General features: G+C 66.2%; 19 protein-coding genes. 14 read left to right on the forward strand and 5 right to left on the reverse strand.

Features of this window, described 5'->3' with window-relative positions:
- The first annotated feature begins 28 nt into the window (after positions 1–28).
- Both ACFWF1_RS17245 and ACFWF1_RS17250 read left to right on the forward strand, forming a co-directional pair.
- The gene (locus tag ACFWF1_RS17245) at positions 29–868 is read left to right on the forward strand and encodes an SGNH/GDSL hydrolase family protein (protein WP_379289424.1); all 840 of its coding nucleotides are present in this window, start codon (positions 29–31) and stop codon (positions 866–868) included.
- Between the two features lie 69 nt (positions 869–937).
- Positions 938–1,651, forward strand: coding sequence for a PP2C family protein-serine/threonine phosphatase (locus ACFWF1_RS17250; RefSeq protein WP_379289425.1), 714 nt, complete (start codon positions 938–940; stop codon positions 1,649–1,651).
- Positions 1,652–1,810: 159 nt separating this feature from the next.
- Here ACFWF1_RS17250 and ACFWF1_RS17255 read toward each other — a convergent pair whose 3' ends face one another.
- A complete protein-coding gene (locus ACFWF1_RS17255; RefSeq protein ID WP_379289427.1) occupies positions 1,811–2,362 on the reverse strand; it encodes a hypothetical protein in 552 nt (183 codons plus the stop codon).
- Positions 2,363–2,546: 184 nt separating this feature from the next.
- On the opposite strand from ACFWF1_RS17255, the gene ACFWF1_RS17260 reads away from it, so the two are divergent.
- Complete coding sequence (locus ACFWF1_RS17260) at positions 2,547–3,041, forward strand: beta-class carbonic anhydrase (protein ID WP_379289429.1); 495 nt, start codon at positions 2,547–2,549, stop codon at positions 3,039–3,041.
- A 496-nt stretch (positions 3,042–3,537) separates the two neighbouring features.
- Positions 3,538–3,972 carry a 2-keto-3-deoxygluconate kinase gene (locus ACFWF1_RS17265; RefSeq protein WP_379289431.1) on the forward strand — a complete coding sequence of 145 codons (435 nt, stop codon included), beginning with the start codon at positions 3,538–3,540 and terminating at the stop codon, positions 3,970–3,972.
- Between the two features lie 60 nt (positions 3,973–4,032).
- On the opposite strand, the gene trxA is transcribed toward ACFWF1_RS17265, so the two are convergent.
- Positions 4,033–4,407 (reverse strand): thioredoxin, encoded by a 375-nt coding sequence (gene trxA / locus ACFWF1_RS17270; RefSeq protein WP_357391371.1) that lies wholly within the window; start codon positions 4,405–4,407, stop codon positions 4,033–4,035.
- Positions 4,408–4,734: 327 nt separating this feature from the next.
- Between trxA and ACFWF1_RS17275 the strand changes: the two genes are divergently transcribed.
- From ACFWF1_RS17275 to ACFWF1_RS17290, 4 genes are all read left to right on the forward strand, one after another.
- Positions 4,735–5,823, forward strand: coding sequence for an isocitrate/isopropylmalate dehydrogenase family protein (locus ACFWF1_RS17275; RefSeq protein WP_379289433.1), 1,089 nt, complete (start codon positions 4,735–4,737; stop codon positions 5,821–5,823).
- Between the two features lie 125 nt (positions 5,824–5,948).
- Entirely contained in the window at positions 5,949–6,869 is a 921-nt protein-coding gene (locus tag ACFWF1_RS17280; protein WP_379289435.1) for an ABC transporter substrate-binding protein, read from the forward strand.
- A 21-nt stretch (positions 6,870–6,890) separates the two neighbouring features.
- Complete coding sequence (locus tag ACFWF1_RS17285) at positions 6,891–7,832, forward strand: amino acid ABC transporter permease (RefSeq protein ID WP_379289514.1); 942 nt, start codon at positions 6,891–6,893, stop codon at positions 7,830–7,832.
- A gap of 29 nt (positions 7,833–7,861) precedes the next feature.
- The gene (locus tag ACFWF1_RS17290) at positions 7,862–8,614 is read left to right on the forward strand and encodes an amino acid ABC transporter ATP-binding protein (RefSeq protein WP_379289516.1); all 753 of its coding nucleotides are present in this window, start codon (positions 7,862–7,864) and stop codon (positions 8,612–8,614) included.
- A 292-nt stretch (positions 8,615–8,906) separates the two neighbouring features.
- Here the strand turns inward: ACFWF1_RS17290 and ACFWF1_RS17295 are convergent, their stop codons facing one another.
- On the reverse strand, positions 8,907–9,830 hold the full coding sequence (locus ACFWF1_RS17295) for a LysR family transcriptional regulator (RefSeq protein ID WP_379289437.1): 924 nt from the start codon (positions 9,828–9,830) through the stop codon (positions 8,907–8,909).
- 71 nt (positions 9,831–9,901) lie between these two features.
- Between ACFWF1_RS17295 and ACFWF1_RS17300 the strand changes: the two genes are divergently transcribed.
- The 4 genes from ACFWF1_RS17300 (at position 9,902) to ACFWF1_RS17315 (ending at position 13,109) form a co-directional block, all read left to right on the forward strand.
- A complete protein-coding gene (locus ACFWF1_RS17300; RefSeq protein WP_379289439.1) occupies positions 9,902–11,248 on the forward strand; it encodes an FAD-binding oxidoreductase in 1,347 nt (448 codons plus the stop codon).
- A gap of 108 nt (positions 11,249–11,356) precedes the next feature.
- On the forward strand, positions 11,357–12,241 hold the full coding sequence (locus ACFWF1_RS17305; protein WP_379289441.1) for an SPFH domain-containing protein: 885 nt from the start codon (positions 11,357–11,359) through the stop codon (positions 12,239–12,241).
- An 11-nt stretch (positions 12,242–12,252) separates the two neighbouring features.
- Positions 12,253–12,405, forward strand: a complete 153-nt coding sequence (locus ACFWF1_RS17310; protein WP_110293694.1) for a toxin-antitoxin system HicB family antitoxin — start codon at positions 12,253–12,255, stop codon at positions 12,403–12,405.
- Between the two features lie 188 nt (positions 12,406–12,593).
- Complete coding sequence (locus tag ACFWF1_RS17315) at positions 12,594–13,109, forward strand: hypothetical protein (protein WP_379289443.1); 516 nt, start codon at positions 12,594–12,596, stop codon at positions 13,107–13,109.
- Between the two features lie 118 nt (positions 13,110–13,227).
- Here the strand turns inward: ACFWF1_RS17315 and ACFWF1_RS17320 are convergent, their stop codons facing one another.
- A complete protein-coding gene (locus ACFWF1_RS17320) occupies positions 13,228–14,076 on the reverse strand; it encodes a class I SAM-dependent methyltransferase (RefSeq protein WP_379289445.1) in 849 nt (282 codons plus the stop codon).
- A gap of 245 nt (positions 14,077–14,321) precedes the next feature.
- Here ACFWF1_RS17320 and rpsA point away from each other — a divergent pair, with 245 nt between their 5' ends.
- On the forward strand, positions 14,322–15,803 hold the full coding sequence (gene rpsA / locus ACFWF1_RS17325) for a 30S ribosomal protein S1 (RefSeq protein ID WP_379289446.1): 1,482 nt from the start codon (positions 14,322–14,324) through the stop codon (positions 15,801–15,803).
- 104 nt (positions 15,804–15,907) lie between these two features.
- The gene (locus ACFWF1_RS17330) at positions 15,908–16,540 is read left to right on the forward strand and encodes a TetR/AcrR family transcriptional regulator (RefSeq protein ID WP_379289448.1); all 633 of its coding nucleotides are present in this window, start codon (positions 15,908–15,910) and stop codon (positions 16,538–16,540) included.
- Here ACFWF1_RS17330 and ACFWF1_RS17335 read toward each other — a convergent pair.
- Positions 16,527–18,749, reverse strand: coding sequence for an MMPL family transporter (locus ACFWF1_RS17335; RefSeq protein WP_379289450.1), 2,223 nt, complete (start codon positions 18,747–18,749; stop codon positions 16,527–16,529). The two genes, ACFWF1_RS17330 and ACFWF1_RS17335, sit on opposite strands and share 14 nt — an antisense overlap.
- Positions 18,750–19,312 lie beyond the last annotated feature (563 nt).

Genomic DNA, 19,312 nt, shown 5'->3' on the forward strand with positions numbered 1-19,312 from the left:
CTGCTGTTCCCTCTCCCTGGAGCAAAAAATGATCCGCGCCCGTGCATTGCAGGCGACCTTCGCCGCACTCGTGACCGCTTTGCTGCCCGCCACCGCCGCCCTTGCCGCACCCACCCCAGCGCCCATCGACTATGTCGCGCTCGGCGACTCCTATTCCTCGGGCGTCGGCACCGGCGACTACCGGTCCGACAGTGGCGACTGCCTCCGCAGCGACGCCGGCTACCCCGCACTATGGGCGAAATCCCATGCCGTGGGCGTCTTCTCCTTCAAAGCCTGCAGCGGCGCCACCACCCAGGACGTGCGTTCCAGCCAACTGAATACGCTGAACGACCGGACCGGCCTGGTCACGATCTCCGCCGGCGGCAACGACGCCGGTTTTTCCGACATCCTGCGCTCCTGCGTATTCCCGGCCAGTGACGCCGCTTGCGACGCAGCAGTAAACAAGGGCATCACTTTCGCCAACCGCACCTTGCCCGGCCGTCTCGACGGTCTCTACCAAGAGATCAAGGCCAAGGCGCCCAAGGCCAAGGTCGTCGTCCTCGGTTATCCGCGGCTCTTCGAACGTGACACCTGTCCGTTCAGCTTCAGCCTGCACAAACGCGACTCCCTCAACCACGGCGCCGACGAACTCAACCGAGTCACCGGAACCCGCGCTCAGTCCGCCGGATTCACCTTCGCGAACCCGACCCCCCGCTTCGCCGGACACGGAATCTGTGGCGGCGATCCGTGGATCAACCAACTGAACATCGCCGACCCGGTCGAGTCCTATCACCCCGACGCGGACGGTTACGCCCGCGGCTACCTGCCGACGCTGAACTCGGCCACCGGGCAGCAAAGCCTTGATGCCGTAACTGCGAACGGGTCGTAGCCACCGGTGCCCGCGTTCGGCTGTTCTCCGAAAAAGGCCGGCGCGGGCCAGGTATGTCAGAATTCGCGGGTGCGAAGCCCCGCAATCGAGGCCGCTGTGGGTAGTGACATCGGCAGACGCTATTCGGCGAATTTCGATGTCACCTACCTACGCGAACAACCCCTGCTGGCGGTGGTGGCCGACGGTATGGGCGATGGCCCGGGCAGCGCCGCCGCCGGACGCACCGCGGTCGATATCTTCGTCGGCTACCTCACGCGAGACTCCGCACCTGGACCGGACACCTTCCGTGCCGCAGTGGCCGCGGCGGACACCCGAGTAGGTCAAATCGGCCGGGAATCGCGGAGTTTGGCCGGATGCACGCTGACCGCCATGCTGGCGACGCCGCAGGGCTACTGGCTCGTTCAGATCGGTGACTCGCGCGTGTACCGGTTGCGCGGCGGACTGCTCGAACTGCTGACGACGGACCACACGATGGCCTGGCTCGGAGCCGTAAACGGTTGGTACCCCTTCGATTCCGCGCAGGCCGCGTCGGCGCGCTATCACCTGACCCGATACATCGGCCTCGGCGCAGTCGAACCCGACGTACTCAGCGTGACGATGCGCCCAGGCGACCGCTACCTACTGTGCTCCGATGGAGTATCCGAGCAGGTCAGCTACGACGACCTCCGCACCCTCCTCCTTCGCGACGAGCCCCCGCAATCGGTCGTCACCAACCTGCTGACCACCTGCGACCGAGCGGGCGGCAACGACAACGCCACCGCCATCGTCATCCGCGTCGACTGATCAGGCCGATCGAAACCAGCTACACCGTCCGCTGGTCCAGCACCCGGCCGCTGGACAAGCGATCATGGGGAACTGATGCAGGCATCGGTCGAGAGGCCAACGACACCATTTCCTCGTGATCACTTGTCCAGCAACATATCTCGGGTGTCGCGGGTGCGATCACGGCAAGCAGATCGCGAGGATGACGAAGGCGAGCCCCACAGCTACGAGACCGCAGCCGACATATATCAGTGCACGCGCTGCCCGGCTGGTCACCCGGTCGGGGAGCAGGCCCATCAGTACGAGAAGGCAACCGCTCGCCATGAACACCCCGAATCCACCGAAGATGGTGGCGAGTGCCAAACCCGAAAAGGCGGTTCCGAGCCCAACGGCATTGATGGCGTCGGAGTTCCCGCTGACCGCGATTCGGGTACCGGGCGCGTGCGGTCCGCCTTGTCGCGACAGCGTGATCGAGGCGTGTCGTTCGTCAGCGGGAATGAATATCCCGTCGCACAGAGCCGGTTGGCGGCCGTTGCGATCCCTACTCGGCTGGCAACTTTCGACGACGAATGTGCCTGGATATCCCGATAGGCCAAGCGCACGAGCAGCGGTTCCGGTGCCCTCGCTGATCGGAAAGTAGGCCCCGATTGCCATGCCAATGCCGAAGAGCCCCAGCATGATCCGAACCGCATGGTCGCGGCCCCGGCGCTGCCGCCCCGAATGTTCTTGCACGGCTGGAGCGTACCGACGGAGCCGCGCGTTGCTATGTGAGGTGAGCATGTGTCGCTCTCACCACGCCAGTAAACGAATCACGGTGAGTAGGACCGGTTCGGGTGCGGCCAGGCGAGCCTATGGTGAGCCACGCCACACATAAGCGCATACGTATCCACGCATACCGACCGCAGGGGACCACCCAATGACTGTGACCGATGAGTACCTGCAGAACAACGCTACCTACGCGAGCACCTTCACCGGGCCGCTGCCGTTGCCGCCGGCCAAGCATGTCGCGGTGGTCGCGTGCATGGATGCCCGGCTGAATGTCTATGGCGCGCTTGGCATCAGCGAGGGGGAGTCGCACGTCATCCGCAATGCGGGCGGTGTGATCACGGCCGACGAGATCCGGTCGCTCGCGATCAGTCAGCGGCTGCTCGGGACCCGCGAGATCATCCTGATCCACCACACCGATTGCGGCATGCTCACTTTCACCGACGACGACTTCAAGGCCGCGATCCAGCAGGACGTCGGCATCAAGCCGGAATGGGCCGCCGAAGCGTTCTCCGATCTGGAAACCGATGTGCGCCAATCGATTGCCCGCATCGTCGCCAGCCCGTTCGTGCCGCACAAGGACTCGATTCGCGGGTTCATCTTCGATGTTGCCACCGGCAAGCTGAACGAGGTCCTCGCCGACTGATCCGCCGAACACGCCACGAGATCCGGGTCCACGGGCCCGGATCTCGGCATTTCACCGCAGCCCTCCGATCGACACGCCGCCCCGACACGTGCTCCCGACATGTCTGCTGCATGACACGCGGCTGAACATGTGCCGCACGGCACCGCCGTGATCGGCCGAACCGCCGCCCAGCGCCCCTGAGCTGCGCGAACGCTACCGGCCAGTAGACAAATCGGGCATCAAATATGGTTGCTATTGCGCCGAGATGTCCCTATCCTCAAGCGCGTGCCGAATCCCGCCGACCGCCACAGCGCAGCGCTCACAGTCGCAGACCGCGACAGCGCCGCGCTAATTCCGCTTACCGCGATGGTGGCGCCCCGGCGAATTCTCCTCGTAGTAACCCGCCGTAGCGGGGTCTGATTCGGACCGGCCCCCTCGCTGCGGGCTGAACGACTTGTTAGTGCTGGTCCCCTCTGTCAACTGAGCCACGACATTCCTCGGGAAGACCTACTTTCAAATGACAATCCTCACGCTCGATACCCACACGTTCCATGCCGCCGCGCCCAAGGGCCTGCGCCACGAAAGCGCCGACCTCACCCCGGCGCAATTCCACCACCGCTACTGCGAGCACACCGGGCCGATCAAGCTCGGCGAATGGTCGCCCGCAGGTAGCCGCAGCGCGGATTTCGCGGTCACGCTGGAGTTCACCGACCATCTGCGCACGGTGGTCGCCTCCGGCAGCCTCGTCGCGGCAATGACCTCGGCCCTCTATGAGGAGGGCTATCACGTCGAGATCCTGCAGTTCCACCAGCGCCGCACCGGCGAAGGTACCGCGACCTTCGTGCAGTGTGAATGCAACGGCAGGCGCGGCTGGGGTGCCGCACTGGCCGACGACAGCGCCGAATCGACGGTTCGCGCGATGATTGCCGGAGTCAACAAGCTCGGTGGCTGACCCACGCAAGAGGGCCGTCCCGCTCAGCTGAGGGGGACGGCCCTTTGTGGTTCGGCGTGCTTACTGCTCGGCGCCGGCCTGCTGCTCGGCGAGCTGCTTGCGCACCTCGTCCATGTCCAGCTCCTTCACCTGGGTGACCAGGTCCTCCAGCGCGGCGGGCGGCAGCGCGCCCGGCTGCGCGAACACCAGCACACCCTCGCGGAAGGCCATGATGGTCGGGATGGAGCGGATGTTGGCGGCGGCCGCGAGCCCCTGCTCGGATTCGGTGTCGACCTTGGCGTGCACGACATCGGCGTGCTTCTCCGAAGAGGCCTCGAAGGTCGGCGCGAAGCTCTTGCACGGGCCGCACCACTCAGCCCAGAAATCGACGAGTACCACGTCGTTTCCGGTGACTACCTCATCAAAATTCTGCTGGGTCAGCGTCTGGGTGGCCATGACGTCCTCTCGTATTCGGTGTGCCAGCTACAACGCCGACAGTTGCCTATATCTTCCACGGACAAAATGGGCGGCGCACGGATGCTGCTTACCCGCGGCAGTCGACCGGCTCGGTTGTTGTCGCTTCCGCTGAGTTGTCCTCAGTAGGGTTCTTCCCCGGCAGCGGCCGCCTGACACCCGAAATTCGACCAACCGCGCGATCTCCAGAAAATAGCGGTTGCCGAGCCGACGGTGGGTCGGTTCGCCGTCAGGCCGAGCTCGGCGCGAGGATGATGCCGTGACCGAGCGTGGCGAACGACCCATAGGAACAGCGACCGGAGAACTGTCGTGAGCGCGGCGACCGGACCGGCGCTGCGCCTCGGGCTGATCGACGGCGACGGCATCGGCCCGGAAGTGGTGCGTGCCACCCGGCAGGTCGTCGACGAGGCGGTCTCGGCTGCGGGTGCCGCGCCGATCGAATGGGTGCCGCTGCTCATGGGCCATCGCGCCATCGAGGAACACGGCGACCCGCTGCCCGAACAGACCCTGACCGCGCTGGACAGCGTCGACGCCTGGATCCTCGGCCCGCACGACAACGCCTCCTACCCGGCCGAACACCGCACCGCGGTCGCGCCGGGCGGTGCCATTCGCAAGCGGTTCGGCCTGTACGCCAACATCCGCCCGGCTCGTGCGTTCGCCGGTGTCCGGGCGATGGCACCCGAGATCGACCTGGTGATCGTCCGGGAGAACAGTGAAGGCTTCTATGCCGACCGCAACATGTTCGCCGGGTCGGGGGAGTTCCGGCCGACCGAGGACGTCGCCATGATGGTCGGCGTGGTGACCAGGCAGGCCTGCGAGCGGATCGCGCACGAGGCCTTCCGGCTCGCCTCGTCCCGGCGCAAGCGGCTGACCATCGTGCACAAGGCCAACGTGCTGCCGATGACGATGGGCCTGTTCCGCGACGTCTGCTATGAAATTGCCCACGCGTATCCCGGCGTCGAGGTCACCGACGAACACGTCGACGCGACGGCCGCGCACCTCGTCCGCGCCGCCGCCGACTACGACGTCCTGGTGACCGAGAACCTCTTCGGCGACATCCTCTCCGATCTCGCCGGCGAGCTGAGCGGCTCGCTCGGTCTGGCCGCCTCGCTCAACTGCTCGGCCACCCACGCCATGGCACAGGCCGTGCACGGCGCGGCGCCGACGATCGCCGGGCACAACCGCGCCAACCCCGCCGCGCTGCAACTGTCCGCGGCAATGCTGTTGCGTTGGTTGGGGACTCGCGATAGCGAAAGCACACTGCGGCACGCCGCTGAGCGGGTCGAACGGGCCGTCGCGGCCACGTTCGAAGCGGGCATCGCCACTGCGGACCTGGGCGGACTGGCGTCGACCAGCGAGTTCACCGAACAAGTTTGTGCTAGGGTCCACCGCCGGTAGTCAGAGTGTGGTAGCCCGGAGTGTTCAGCAAGGAACGGATGAAACTTCCGTTACTGTCCAGCACGAAGCGTCTCGGTCGCTTAGATTGCCAACGGGTGGTGACACCCGGGTTTCTTGAATCCGAAATGTGGAGGGCTGCTGTGTCTGTTCGATCGGTTCTTGGCAGGCGCGCCCTGCAGGCGGTGTGCGTACTCGCCGTAGGCGCACTTGCCCTGGCGGGCTGTAGTAATTCCGAAGACTCCGGACCAGCGGTGCAGAAGGTGGGGGGAATCGAGAAGGTCGATTCCATCGCCGCGCAGCTCCCCGACAAGATCAAGCAGTCCGGCAAGCTGATCGTCGGCGTGAACATCCCCTACCAGCCCAACGAGTACAAGGATCCGAGCGGCAAGATCGTCGGCTTCGACGTCGACCTGATGGATGCCGTCGCCGCCACCCTCGGCGTCAAGGCCGAGTACCTCGAGTCCGCGTTCGAGAAGATCATCCCGACCATCCAGGCCGGCACCTACGACGTCGGTATGTCCTCGATCACCGACTCCAAGGAACGCGAGCAGCAGGTCGACTTCACCACCTACTTCAGCGCCGGTATCCAGTGGGCGCAGCAGAAGGGCAAGCCGGTCGACCCGGACAACGCCTGCGGCAAGAAGGTCGCCGTGCAGGCCACCACCGTGGAGCACACCGACGAGGTGCCCGCCAAGAGCGCGAAGTGCGTCGCCGAAGGCAAGCCCGCCATCGACATCAAGGCCTTCGATGAGCAGAGCGCCGCGACCAACGCCCTGGTGCTCGGCCAGGTCGACGCGATGTCGGCCGACTCCCCGGTGACCGCGTACGCGATCAAGCAGAGCGACGGCAAGATCGAAAAGGCCGGTGCCGCTTTCGATTCCGCGCCGTACGGCTGGGCCGTGCCGAAGAGCTCGCCGCTGGCGGCGGTGCTGCAGAAGGCCGTGCAGAGCCTGATCGACAACGGTAAGTACCTGGAAATCGCGAAGGCCTGGGGCGTCGAGGAAGGCGCGATCACCAAGTCGGTCATCAACGGCGCCGCGAGCTGATCGATGACGTCGAACGAAACCATGCCGGCGCCCGGCGACCCCGGGCCCGGTGCGGCAGACCCATCCCAGGAGCCGGAACCGATCAAAGCGGTGCCGCTGCGCAGGCCCGGCCGGTGGATCGCCGCCGCGGTCATCCTGGTGCTCGTCGGACTCTTCGTCTACGGCGCGGCGACGAACGAGGCCTACAAGTGGAACACCTACGGTAAGTACCTGTTCGACACCAGGATCCTCAACGGTGTGGTGGTCACGCTCGAACTGACCGTGCTCGCCATGGCGATCGCCGTCTCGCTCGGCACGTTGCTCGCGGTCATGCGGTTGTCGCCGAACCCGGTGCTGCGCGCCGCGTCCTGGGTGTATCTCTGGATCTTCCGTGGCACACCGGTTTTCGTGCAGTTGGTGTTCTGGGGCTTGTTCCCGTCGCTGTACAAGCACATCGTGCTCGGCATCCCGTGGGGACCGCATTTCATCGATCTGGATGTGCAGAGCCTGCAGGCGGCGTTCCTGTTCGCGGTGATCGGTCTCGGCCTGAACGAGGCCGCGTACATGGCCGAAATCGTCCGTGCCGGAATCAATTCCGTCGGTGAAGGTCAGCGCGAGGCGTCGACCGCGCTCGGCATGTCCTGGAGCATGACCATGCGCCGGACGGTGCTGCCCCAGGCGATGCGGGTGATCATCCCGCCGACCGGCAACGAGCTCATCGGCATGCTGAAGACCACCTCGCTGGTCACCGCGCTGCCGCTGAGCACCGACCTCTTCGGCCGGGCCCGCGATATCTACGGCGTCAACTTCCAGCCGGTCCCGCTGCTGCTGGTCGCGGCGACCTGGTACCTCATCGTCACCAGCGTGCTGATGGTCGGGCAGTTCTACCTGGAGCGCTACTACTCACGCGGCCTGTCCCGGCAGTTGACCGGCAAGCAGCTGCAGGATCTTGCCGACGCCCAGACGATCGTGAGGGCGAAATGAGTACGGACACAGTCAAAGACGCCCGGCCGATGATTCTCGCCGACCGAGTATGCAAGAACTTCGGCGCGCTGCAGGTGCTCAAGGGCGTCTCGCTGGAGATCGGCCGCGGCGAGGTGTTGTGTGTGATCGGGCCCTCCGGCTCGGGCAAATCCACCTTCCTGCGCTGCATCAACCATCTCGAAGAGGTGAACGCGGGTCGGCTCTACGTGGACGGCGAACTCGTCGGCTACGAGGAGAAGAACGGCAAACTCTACGAGCTGCATCCGCGGGAAGCCGCCCGGCAGCGCCGCGAAATCGGCATGGTGTTCCAGCATTTCAATCTGTTCCCGCATCGCACGGTGCTGGAGAACGTGATCGAGGCGCCGACCCAGGTCAAGAAGGTGCCCAAGGCCGAAGCGCTGGCCAAGGCGAAGGAACTGCTCGACCGAGTCGGCTTGGCGGAGAAGGCGAATGCCTATCCGGCGCAGCTGTCCGGCGGCCAGCAGCAGCGGGTGGCCATCGCCCGTGCGCTCGCCATGGACCCGAAGCTGATGCTGTTCGACGAGCCGACCTCCGCGCTGGACCCGGAACTGGTCGGCGAGGTGCTCCAGGTCATGCGCGAACTGGCCCAGTCCGGCATGACCATGGTCGTGGTCACGCACGAAATGGGTTTCGCCCGCGAGGTGGCCGACAAACTGGTCTTCATGGACGGCGGCGTCATCGTCGAAGCGGGCGCCCCCCGCGAGCTCTTGGCCAACCCCAAACACGAACGCACCCAAGCGTTCCTGTCCCGCCTCCTCTAGACGCCCCCTTCCGGGGTTCTATACGTCTCACAGAGCGTCCATACGGTTCACAGGGTGTTCAGCCCCTTGTGAGGCGTATGGGCGCTCTGTGCGTCTCACTCAGCGTTCCGAGACTGGCTGGGGCTGTTCCGGATCCGGGCTCTTCTGCGGATGGTTTCCGAGGCGGCCGCGAATGGTGCCGATTGCAGCGGCCGCTCTTGGCCTCGGCCGCCGTCGTGGACGCGCAATGGACCTATCCCCGGACGTGTGGATCGGGGCGCGGCCGACCACTCGGTCGAGCCGCCTGGCGGGTTCACGCCCGGTGGCGCGCGGTGGTTCGCGTCCCTTTGCCGCCGAGCGCGATACGTAGTTGGCCCAGTAGCACTTTGGCAGCGGGGCCTGCTGGGCGGTCGGTGCGCCACACCAGGGCCAGTCGGCCACGTAGTTCGGGTTCGGTGATGCGGATGGTGCGGACGCCGAAAGCTGTTGCCTCCGCGGGGGTTAGCCCCGGTACGACCGCGATGCCGAGCCCGCGGGCGGCCAGTTGCAGCAGCAGCGGGGGAGCGGCGGCCTCGAAGGCGACGTTCGGCTCGAATCCCGCTGCCGCGCAGGAGCGTTCGAAGACGCCGCGGATGCCGGTGCCGCGCGGCAGGCAGATCAGTGGGTGATCGCGTAGGTCGTTGAGTGGGATGTCCTCGCCGTGTGTCCGATCGTCGGCGGCTACCGCGGCGACGATCGAGGTTTCCAGCACCACATCCACCCCGATGGTGGAATCCATTGACGCGCCGGTCATTCCGATCAGCGCGACATCCAGCTCGCCCCGGCCGAGCGCGGCGAGCATGCGTTCCGAGGTGTCCTCGGTGAGGCTGATGCCGACCTCGGGGTGGTCGTCGTGGAAGTCGGCCAGGACGGCGGCGACGTTGAGTTCCTCGGTCGCGGCGCCGGAGATCAGGCCGACGCGTACGTGACCGCGCAGCAGACCGGCGAATTCGTCCACCGTCTCGTTGATGCGTTCGGTTGCGGCGAGCGCGGCGCGGGCGTGCTTCAGCACCGCCGTCCCGATCTCGGTCGGTGTCACCGTGCGACCACGGTCGAGGAGTTGCTGGCCGAGTTCGCGTTCCAGCTGGCGGATCTGCGCGCTGAGCCCGGGCTGAGCCAGGTGCAGGCGGGCCGCGGCGCGGGTGAAATTCGCTTCCTCCACCACAGTGACGAAGTAGCGGAGCTGACGCAGTTCCATAACTGATAATTCTAGCTTCTATATGATCTATCTGTTGTACTTATCATTCGGCGGCGGGCATCGTCGAACGCATGGGAAACAACGCAGAGCACATGGCAGACACCTTCACCGGCCCGGTCTTCCGCCCGGGTGACGCCGGATACGACGAGGAGATCGCCGGCTTCCAAACCGCCTACACCCACCGGCCCGCGCTCGTCGTCGGCGCCGTGCACGCCGAGGATGTCCGCGCCGCGGTGGAATACGCTGCGCGGCACGGTCTTCCCGTCGCGGTGCAGGCGACCGGCCACGGGCTGTCGGTCGCGGCCGACGGGGGAGTGCTGATCAGCACCCGCCGGATGACCACCCTCGAGATCGACCCGGCGAATCGCTCCGCACGGATCGGCGCGGGAGTGCGCGCCGGTGCACTGGTCGAGGCGGCCGCGGCGCACGGACTCGCGCCACTGAACGGTTCGTCACCGTCGGTCGGCGTGGTGGGCTACCTGCTCGGCGGCGGAATTGGTCTGCTGGCAAGGGAATTCGGCTACGCCGCGGACCATGTCCGCGCCATCGAACTGGTCACCGCGGACGGCCGGGTGCGCAGGCTGGTCCCCGGCGACGAACTGTTCGGTGCGGTCCTCGGCAGCGGCGGCAACTTCGGCGTGGTCACCGCGATCGAGCTGGGCCTGCTGCCTGTCACCGAGGTCTACGGCGGCCAGCTCATGTTCGACACCCCGCTGGTCGAGCAGGCCCTCGACGTCTGGAAGCAGTGGACCGCAACGGTTCCCGACGAACTGACCTCTACCGTCGCCATGCTGGCCTTCCCCGACATCCCGCAGGTCCCCGCCCCGCTGCGCGGCCGCTACGTCGCCTCGTTCCGCATCGCCTTCAACGGTCCCGCCGAGGAGGGGGAGCGGCTGGTCGCCCCGCTGCGCGCGGTGGGCGAGCGGCTGAAGGACGACCTGCGCACCATGCCCTACACCGAATCGCACACCATCCACAGCGACCCCGACCACCCGCACGCCTACGCCGCCACCAACGCGCTGCTCCGCGAGCTCAACGGAGATGCGTTGTCCGCCTTGCTGTCCGCCGCGGGCCCGGACTCCGGTGCCGGGGCGGTCATCGACATCCGTCATCTCGGGGGCGCGCTGAGCAACCCGAGTGAGACCGTCGTCAACCATCGCGACGCCGCCTACATCGTCCGCATCATCACCGACCCCGACGACGAGACCGCGGCCAAGGAAAAGATCCGCACCGCACTTGCGCCGTGGACCGTCGGCCACAGCCTCAACTTCCTCTACGGCGCCGGTGCCGACGCGGACGAGGCCCAAACCCAGGCGGGCTACTCCGGCTACACCTACCAGCGCCTCGCGGACCTGAAGGCGAAGTACGACCCGCACAACATGTTCCGCTTCAACCGCAACATCCGCCCCGCCAACTGATTCGCCACCCCGGGAACCTCCGTGTGAGATTCCCGGGGTTTTCGCTAGTGCCACCGACGCCAGTCGTCTGCTATCTTCGTGATATCACTTTGATACCTGGAGGATGTCATGAAGCTTCGGCCCGCATTACACGTCAACGGCTTCTTGGTGCTGGTGGCGTGGCTGGTGCTCACCCTCGTCTTCGGCGGGGCCGCCGCGCTCGGGTACGTCGCGATGGCCCAGCACCACAACGTGCCCGCGCTGATCGGCGCGATCGTCGCGAGCTTCCTCGTGTTCGTGCTGCTGCTCGCGGCGACCGGCCTCATCGTGGTGAACCCGAACGAGGCGCAGGTCGTCCAGTTCTTCGGCCGCTACGTCGGTTCGGTGAGCGAGCCCGGCTTCTTCTCGGTGCTGCCGTTGACCGACCGCAAGCGAATCTCGTTGCGCGTGCGTAACTTCGAGACGCAGAAGCTGAAGGTCAACGACGCCGACGGCAACCCGGTCGAGATCGCCGCCGTGGTGGTCTACAAAGTGGTCGACAGCTTCAAGGCCGCGTTCGCCGTCGACGACTACGAGGAGTACGTGCAGACCCAGTCCGAGGCCGCGGTCCGCCACCTCGCCACCACGCACCCCTACGATTCGCACGACGACAGCCGCACCAGCCTGCGCGACGGCGCCGAGGTAGCCGAGGAACTCACCGTCGAGCTGCGCGACCGCACCCTGCTCGCGGGCATCGAGGTGCTCGAAGCCCGCATCACCCACCTCGCCTACGCGCCGGAGATCGCCCAGGCCATGCTGGTCCGCCAGCAGGCCGCCCAGGTGGTCGCCGCCCGCACCCAGATCGTCGAGGGCGCGGTCGGCATGGTCGGCCTCGCGCTCGACAAGCTCACCGAGCAGGGCGTGGTGGAGCTGGACGAGGAGCGCCGCGCCACCATGGTGTCGAACCTGCTGGTTGTCCTCTGCGGCGACCGAGCCATCCAGCCCGTCGTGAACACCGGCTCCCTCTACAACTGAGCGCCGACGCCATGGCCGAGCGCAAGAAGCTGCTGCTACGGCTCGACCCGGCCGTCCACGAGGCCATCGCCAAGTGGGCGGCCGACGACCTGCGCAGCATCAACGCCCAAATCGAATACGCCCTCCGCCTCGCCCTCGAACAGGCGGGCCGCAAACCGAAATAACCGACCGAAGGCGACCTTCATCCGTTCAGACGGGCTGGAGGTCGCCTTCGGTCGTTGTTCGACGGTGCGGACCATGCCGATGGGTGGGCGGCTACCGTGGGGGCGTGCCAATTTCGTTCGATACCAGTGGGCTTCAGGCGATCGACAGCAACTCGTGGCGTGATCCGAGTACTGGGGACATTGTCACGATGACGTACTTCGACCTGGTTCCGGACTTGCCCGCGCCGCTGACAGAGGTGGACGTGCTGCGGCGTGGGCTGGCGGAGCGGTCCGCCGAATCCGGTTGCCTGATCGAGGCTTTCGTCATCTGGGTCGACCGGGAGCCCGCACTGCTGCGGATGGAGAAGTTTCCGCTGCCGAACCAGCCGAGCGGCCTGGCCTTCGTCGCCTCGATCATCGTGCCGAAGGATCGCTGCAGTGCGGTATTCCAGATCCTCTGCCCGGAGACCGGCACCACCGGCGTCCGCGAAGCCGTCCTGATGTCGCAGATCGGCTACGAAAACATGTTCCCGCCGCACCCCTACGCGCCGGGCCTCGGTGGCCGCCTGCCCTACAACACCGCCGACGACATGCGCTGGGACGAGCAATTCCCCGACCACCCGCTCACCCGAGCCCGCCGCTGGGTCGCCCGCACCGTCCCCACAGCCCAGCTGGCCCCCGGCTTCGCCGCCCTGCCCCCGTTCGCGGGCCCGCTGCGGGCCTGACCAACGATCGCTCGCACCCGTACCGCCTGGCCGCAGTCCGCCGCGCACGAGTTGTCCTGCTGCGTATGGAATTGTCGGCTGTTTCGTGCGCGGCGGGCGAGACAGTGCGCGGGGCCGTCTAAGCCGGTTTCTCGGTGACGAAGATGGCAGTACCGGGGAAGATTTCGCCGCGTAACGGGCTCCACTGGCCCCATTCGCGGTCGAGCCATTCCGGCCAGTCGGGTTCCACGATGTCTACCACCAGCAGCCCGGCCGCGACGATCTCGCGTACCCGGTCGCCGATCGTGCGGTGATGCTCGACGTAAGTCGGCTCACCATCAGCGTCGACCTCTACATACGGAGTGCGGTCGAAGTAAGGGATAGCGGCAGTGAGCCCAGCCGGACCGGGATCGTCGGGAAAGATCCAGCGCATCGGATGGTTCACCGAGAACACCCAGCGCCCACCGGGCCGCAGCACGCGGGCGACCTCGCGCATCACCTGTTCGGAATCGGCGACGAACGGGATCGCGCCGAACGCCGAGCAGGCCAGGTCGAACGATTCGCCGACGAAGGGCAGGGTCTCCGCGCCCGCTTGGATCAGCGGCACCTGCGGCCCGCCGCGTTCCATCGCGGCCCGGCCACGTTCCAGCATCCCCATCGACAGATCGAGCCCGACCGGATGCGCGCCCTGCCCGGCCAGCCAGCGCGCGCACGGCGCCGATCCGCAGCCGATCTCCAGGATTCGCTTACCGGCGACCTCGCCGAGGAATCGCATATCGCCCTCGTGCAGCCCCTCCGGGCACCAGACGAATTCGCCGTCTGGGGAATCGACGCCGAGGAAATCGGCGTGCGTCTCGTGGTACTGGCCCGCGTCGGCATCCCACCAGCGGCGGCTGGCTTGCTGACTAGCGGCGGAGCCGATCCGGGTGCGCGCGGTACCCGCGGTTCCGAGCAGTGTGTTTGCCTCTGCATGGCGATCTTCCGACACGCCGCCAGCGTATCCCGGCGTGGCGGCCGGACCGGTTTGCCCGGCTGGACCAAGGTCGCGTACGCTGAACGCGCGAGTGCCTTAGGTACAGCCGTACCGGAGTCAACCACCCGTGCTGAGTTTCACGTGCGTTACGTGCGGTACGTTCCTAGTGTCCGTCTTCACACCACCGCGGTGAATTCGCCAGCGTACCGAAAGTTCCAATGTCCGCAACCGACCACAATCCGTCCGGAGCAAACCGACATATGCCCACCACCGTCACCTCGCCGCAGGTAGCCGTCAATGACATCGGCTCCGCCGAGGATTTCCTCGCCGCCATCGACGCCACGATCAAGTACTTCAATGACGGCGACATCGTCGAAGGAACCATCGTCAAGGTCGACCGCGACGAGGTCCTGCTCGACATCGGTTACAAGACCGAAGGCGTCATCCCTTCCCGCGAACTCTCCATCAAGCACGATGTCGACCCGAATGAGGTCGTTTCCGTGGGTGATGAGGTCGAGGCTCTTGTTCTCACCAAGGAGGACAAGGAAGGCCGCCTGATCCTGTCGAAGAAGCGGGCTCAGTACGAGCGCGCGTGGGGCACGATCGAGGAGCTCAAGGAGAAGGACGAGGCCGTCAAGGGCACCGTCATCGAGGTCGTCAAGGGCGGCCTGATCCTCGACATCGGTCTCCGCGGCTTCCTGCCTGCCTCGCTCGTCGAGATGCGTCGTGTCCGCGACCTCCAGCCGTACGTCGGCAAGGAGATCGAGGCCAAGATCATCGAGCTGGACAAGAACCGCAACAACGTGGTCCTGTCCCGCCGCGCCTGGCTCGAGCAGACCCAGTCCGAGGTCCGCAGCGAGTTCCTGCACCAGCTGCAGAAGGGCCAGGTCCGCAAGGGTGTGGTCTCCTCGATCGTCAACTTCGGTGCCTTCGTGGACCTTGGTGGCGTCGACGGCCTGGTGCACGTCTCCGAGCTGTCCTGGAAGCACATCGACCACCCGTCCGAGGTTGTCGAGGTCGGCACCGAGGTCACCGTCGAGGTGCTCGACGTCGACCTGGATCGCGAGCGGGTTTCGCTGTCGCTCAAGGCGACTCAGGAAGACCCGTGGCGTCAGTTCGCCCGGACCCACGCGATCGGCCAGATCGTGCCCGGCAAGGTCACCAAGCTGGTTCCGTTCGGTGCGTTCGTGCGCGTCGAAGAGGGCATCGAGGGCCTCGTGCACATCTCCGAGCTGGCCGAGCGCCACGTGGAGGTCCCGGACCAGGTTGTCGCCGTCGGCGACGACGCGATGGTCAAGGTCATCGACATCGACCTCGAGCGTCGCCGGATCTCGCTGTCGCTGAAGCAGGCGAACGAGGACTACCACGCCGAGTTCGACCCGTCGAAGTACGGCATGGCCGACAGCTACGACGACCAGGGCAACTACATCTTCCCCGAGGGCTTCGATCCCGACACCAACGAGTGGCTCGAGGGCTTCGACAAGCAGCGCGAAGAGTGGGAAGGCCGGTACGCCGAGGCCGAGCGTCGCCACAAGATGCACACCGCTCAGATGGAGAAGATGGCGGCCGACGCCGCGGCCGAGGCCGCGAACGGTGGCGGCTCGTCGAACTACTCCTCCGAGAGTGGTTCGCAGGCAGCGTCCTCTTCCTCGTCCTCCAGCTCGTCCGAGTCGGCCGGCGGTTCGCTGGCCAGCGACGCGCAGCTGGCGGCTCTGCGGGAGAAGCTCTCCGGCAACGCCTGATAGGTACGTGTGATGAAGGCCCCGGTCCACTGGACCGGGGCCTTCGCCCATTTCGGGGCCGAGTTGGCCGATACCGGAGTGGGCTCCCGGTATTCTGAACGGTGATGTCCGATGCCGCGGTAGAGCTTCCGTCCACTTCCTGGGAGCGCAGGAAGATCGAGGCGATGAGCCGGATTCAGCGGGTCGCGCTGGATCTCTTCGACACGCACGGGTACCGCAACGTGACGATCGAACGGGTCGCCGCCGAGGCCGGAGTTTCGCCGAGCTCGGTCTATCGGTACTTCGGCACCAAGGAGATGCTCGTCCTCTACGACGAGGCGGACCCGAAGATCCTCGACGCGATCCGCACCGCGGGTGGGGAAGCCACCGTCGAACCCGCGGACCTGATCGCCGTCGCGCGAATGCTGCTGCCGCTGTTGACCGAATCGCTGCTGACAGAGGAGTCCGAGCACCGGATCCGCCAGCGGCTGCAGTACACGGCAGCGGTCCCGGAGATCAAGGTCGGCCAGACCAAGCAGATGCGTGACCTGGAGGACCAGTTCCGGACGCTGTTCGCCGCGCGAACCGGCTTCGACGCCAACGATTTACGGGTACGGATGGCGGCGGCCACTGCGGTCTGGGGTTGCGTGGCAGCGCTGGACCATTGGGCCGGACGGGATTTCGCTGGACGGCTGAAAGATGTCTACACCGAGGCCATCGGATCGATCATCGATCAGATCGAGATCATGTTCCGCTAGTCACGCGGTTTGCCCGCAGCTTCGGTAGCCACCAGTTCCAGCGGCCGAACAGCCGCATGAACGCGGGCACCAGCACTAGCCGGACCAGCACCGCGTCGATCGCGATCGCGACGGCCAGCGCGAAGCCGATCTGCTTGAGCTCCAACACATTCGCGGTCACGAAGCTGGCGAAAACGGCGACCATGATCGCGGCCGCCGCGGTGATCGGCCTGGCTGTGCGCTGAAGTCCGTCGGCGACCGCTGCGGCGTTGTCGTGGTGGGTGTCCCAGTGCTCCTTCATTCGGCGGATGAGGAACACCTCGTAATCCATCGAAAGCCCGAACAGTACTGCGAAAACCAGCATCGGCAGATAGATCTGGAGAAATCCGGTGCTGTGGAACCCGAGCGCGGATTCGCCGAGGCCGTGCTGGAACACCGCGACCGTAATGCCCAGTGCCGCACCGGTGGCCAGCAGGTTCAGCAGAATTGCCTTGAGCGCCAGCACGATACTGCGGAACGCGACAATCAGGAAGGCGAGCGAGACCGCCAGTACCAAGGCGATCACCCACGGGAATCGGCCGGTAATCCGTTGGGACACATCGACGAACAGCGCCGTCGTGCCGCCGATCTTGACCTCCGCGTTGCCGAGTGCTGCTGCGCGGGAACGCAGATCGGTGACCAGGTCGGTGCCGGCGGTCGAGCCGAAGGCCGCGCGGGGGACGACAGCCGCGAACATCCGGCCGTCCGCGTACTGCGGCAGCACGGTCGCGATCCGGTCGTCGTGCGAGAGTTGGCCGAGGAACCGGTCGGCCTCCGCGCGTGCGTCACTGGTCAACGGCGACCCGTCCGCGCCGGTCGCGACCACCTCGATCGGGGCGAGCAGGCCGGGGGTGAAGTTCCGTTCGACCAGGGCGATCGCCTGCCCGGACGGGCGGTCGGTGAGGGCTTCGGTCCCGACATCGACGCCGTAACGCAGGCCCGTCAGCGGGGCCGCCGCTACGAGCAGGAGCGCGACGCCGACCACGCCGAACAGCACGGGCCGCGCCATCACCGTGTGTGCCCACCGCGCCCACGCGCTCGAGCCCGTCGTCGATCGAACCTCCGCGGGCCGCATCCGGGCGGGCAGGGCGCCGCGATTCACCGCCGGGCCTAGCGTTGCGAGCAGCGCGGGTAGCAGGGTGAACGCGCCGGTCATCGTCGCGATCACCGCGGTCACCACGCCGATCGCGATCCCGTTCAACATCGGCAACCCGACAACGGCCAGCGAGCACAGCGAGATCATCACGATGAGCCCGGACGCGAGGACCGTCCGTCCGGTCGTGTCCATCGCCGCGCCGACGGCCTGCTGAATAGCGTTGCTGTCCCGGCGGTTTCGGACGCCACGGCGGGTCAACTCCTCGTTGAACCGGCTGACGATGAACATCGCGTAGTCGATCGCGGTACCCGTGGCGATCATCGTCGCCACCGAAAGCACCAGGGAGTCGAAGGCGAGGAAGGTGGTCAGGCCGAACAGCGCGCCGACCGCTATCGCAATGCCCGCCGCGGTCACGGTGATCGGCAGCAGCGCGGCGGTCACCGCACCGAGCGCCAACACCAGCAGCACCGTCGCCACCGGGATACCGAGCGTTTCGGCGCGCTGCAGATCGCTCGTCTCGATCTGCATCATCTCGGCCTGGATCGGCGCATACCCGGTCAGCATCACTTGCGTATCGCCACCGCCCCCGGTCTCGATGGCCGTCCGCAATCCCTGCACGACCCGCACTCGTTCCGAAATATCACCGTCCACGCCGACGATGCCGAACGCGGTGTGCCGATCGGCGGATATCTGAGCGGCATTGCCGTCGAACGGCCCGATCGCCCCGGCGATACCCGCAGTCTGCTTGGCAATGCCGATGGTCCGATCGATCGTCGCGCGATACGCCGGCGTATCGACAGTGCCACTGCCCGAGTGAAAGACGATCAGATCCTGTTCGATGCCGAACTGTGAAAAGTGCTCCGCGACAAGGTGATCCACCGCAACAGAATCGGAGCCGGGCACGGAATAATCCGGCGTCCCAAGTCGCGCATGCAACGCCGGATACGCCGCCCCACCCATCACGACCAACAGCAGCCAAACCCCCAGCACAACCTTGCGATGCCTGGCCATCGCCACCCCCCACCGCCCAGCCGCGCCCCAGCGCACGTCACGGTGAGGCGGCCCCGGCCGCTCGAGAATGATGGATCGCGCCATGGCCCCTCCAAGGTTCGCTACCTGACAGTCACTATCAGTCGCTGCCGCCCAGCATACGAATACAGAGGGAAAGTTAGCAAGGGACTGTCAGATATCCACCTAACCCGCACACCTTCTGATTTCCCGCACCCCGACTCCCCGAACCGACACGCGTGCGAATGTCAAAAGCACGCGCCTGCGGCAGTGTGCTGCTGCGCCGAGGGTCGCTAGCGGTCAGCACCGATGGCCGCCCCATCAGCCGCACACCTTCCGATAGACCACACTGACTCGCCGCCTCACCCCCTCGCAATTCCAGGTGCGGCAACCAACGCATGCGGCCGGGCAGTGAGCTGAAGACCTGATCCCATGTCTTCTTGTGAGTAGTGCTGGGCGCGTCAGGTGGGGTACCCGACTTTAGCTGTGCGTCAGGTGCGTGATGTCGCGTTCTGGAGGTGGTCATCTGCTTGTGGTTGCGTAACAAGCGCTTTGGACAAGGGCGGGTCGGCCGGCGCCGGTTTCAGGCGCAATCAACCCCGCCAGGTGCACCCCGACCCTGGCATGCCCAAGATCTGCACTCTGTCTCG

Source organism: Nocardia sp. NPDC060255 (assembly GCF_042727395.1).
Taxonomy (GTDB): Bacteria; Actinomycetota; Actinomycetes; order Mycobacteriales; family Mycobacteriaceae; genus Nocardia.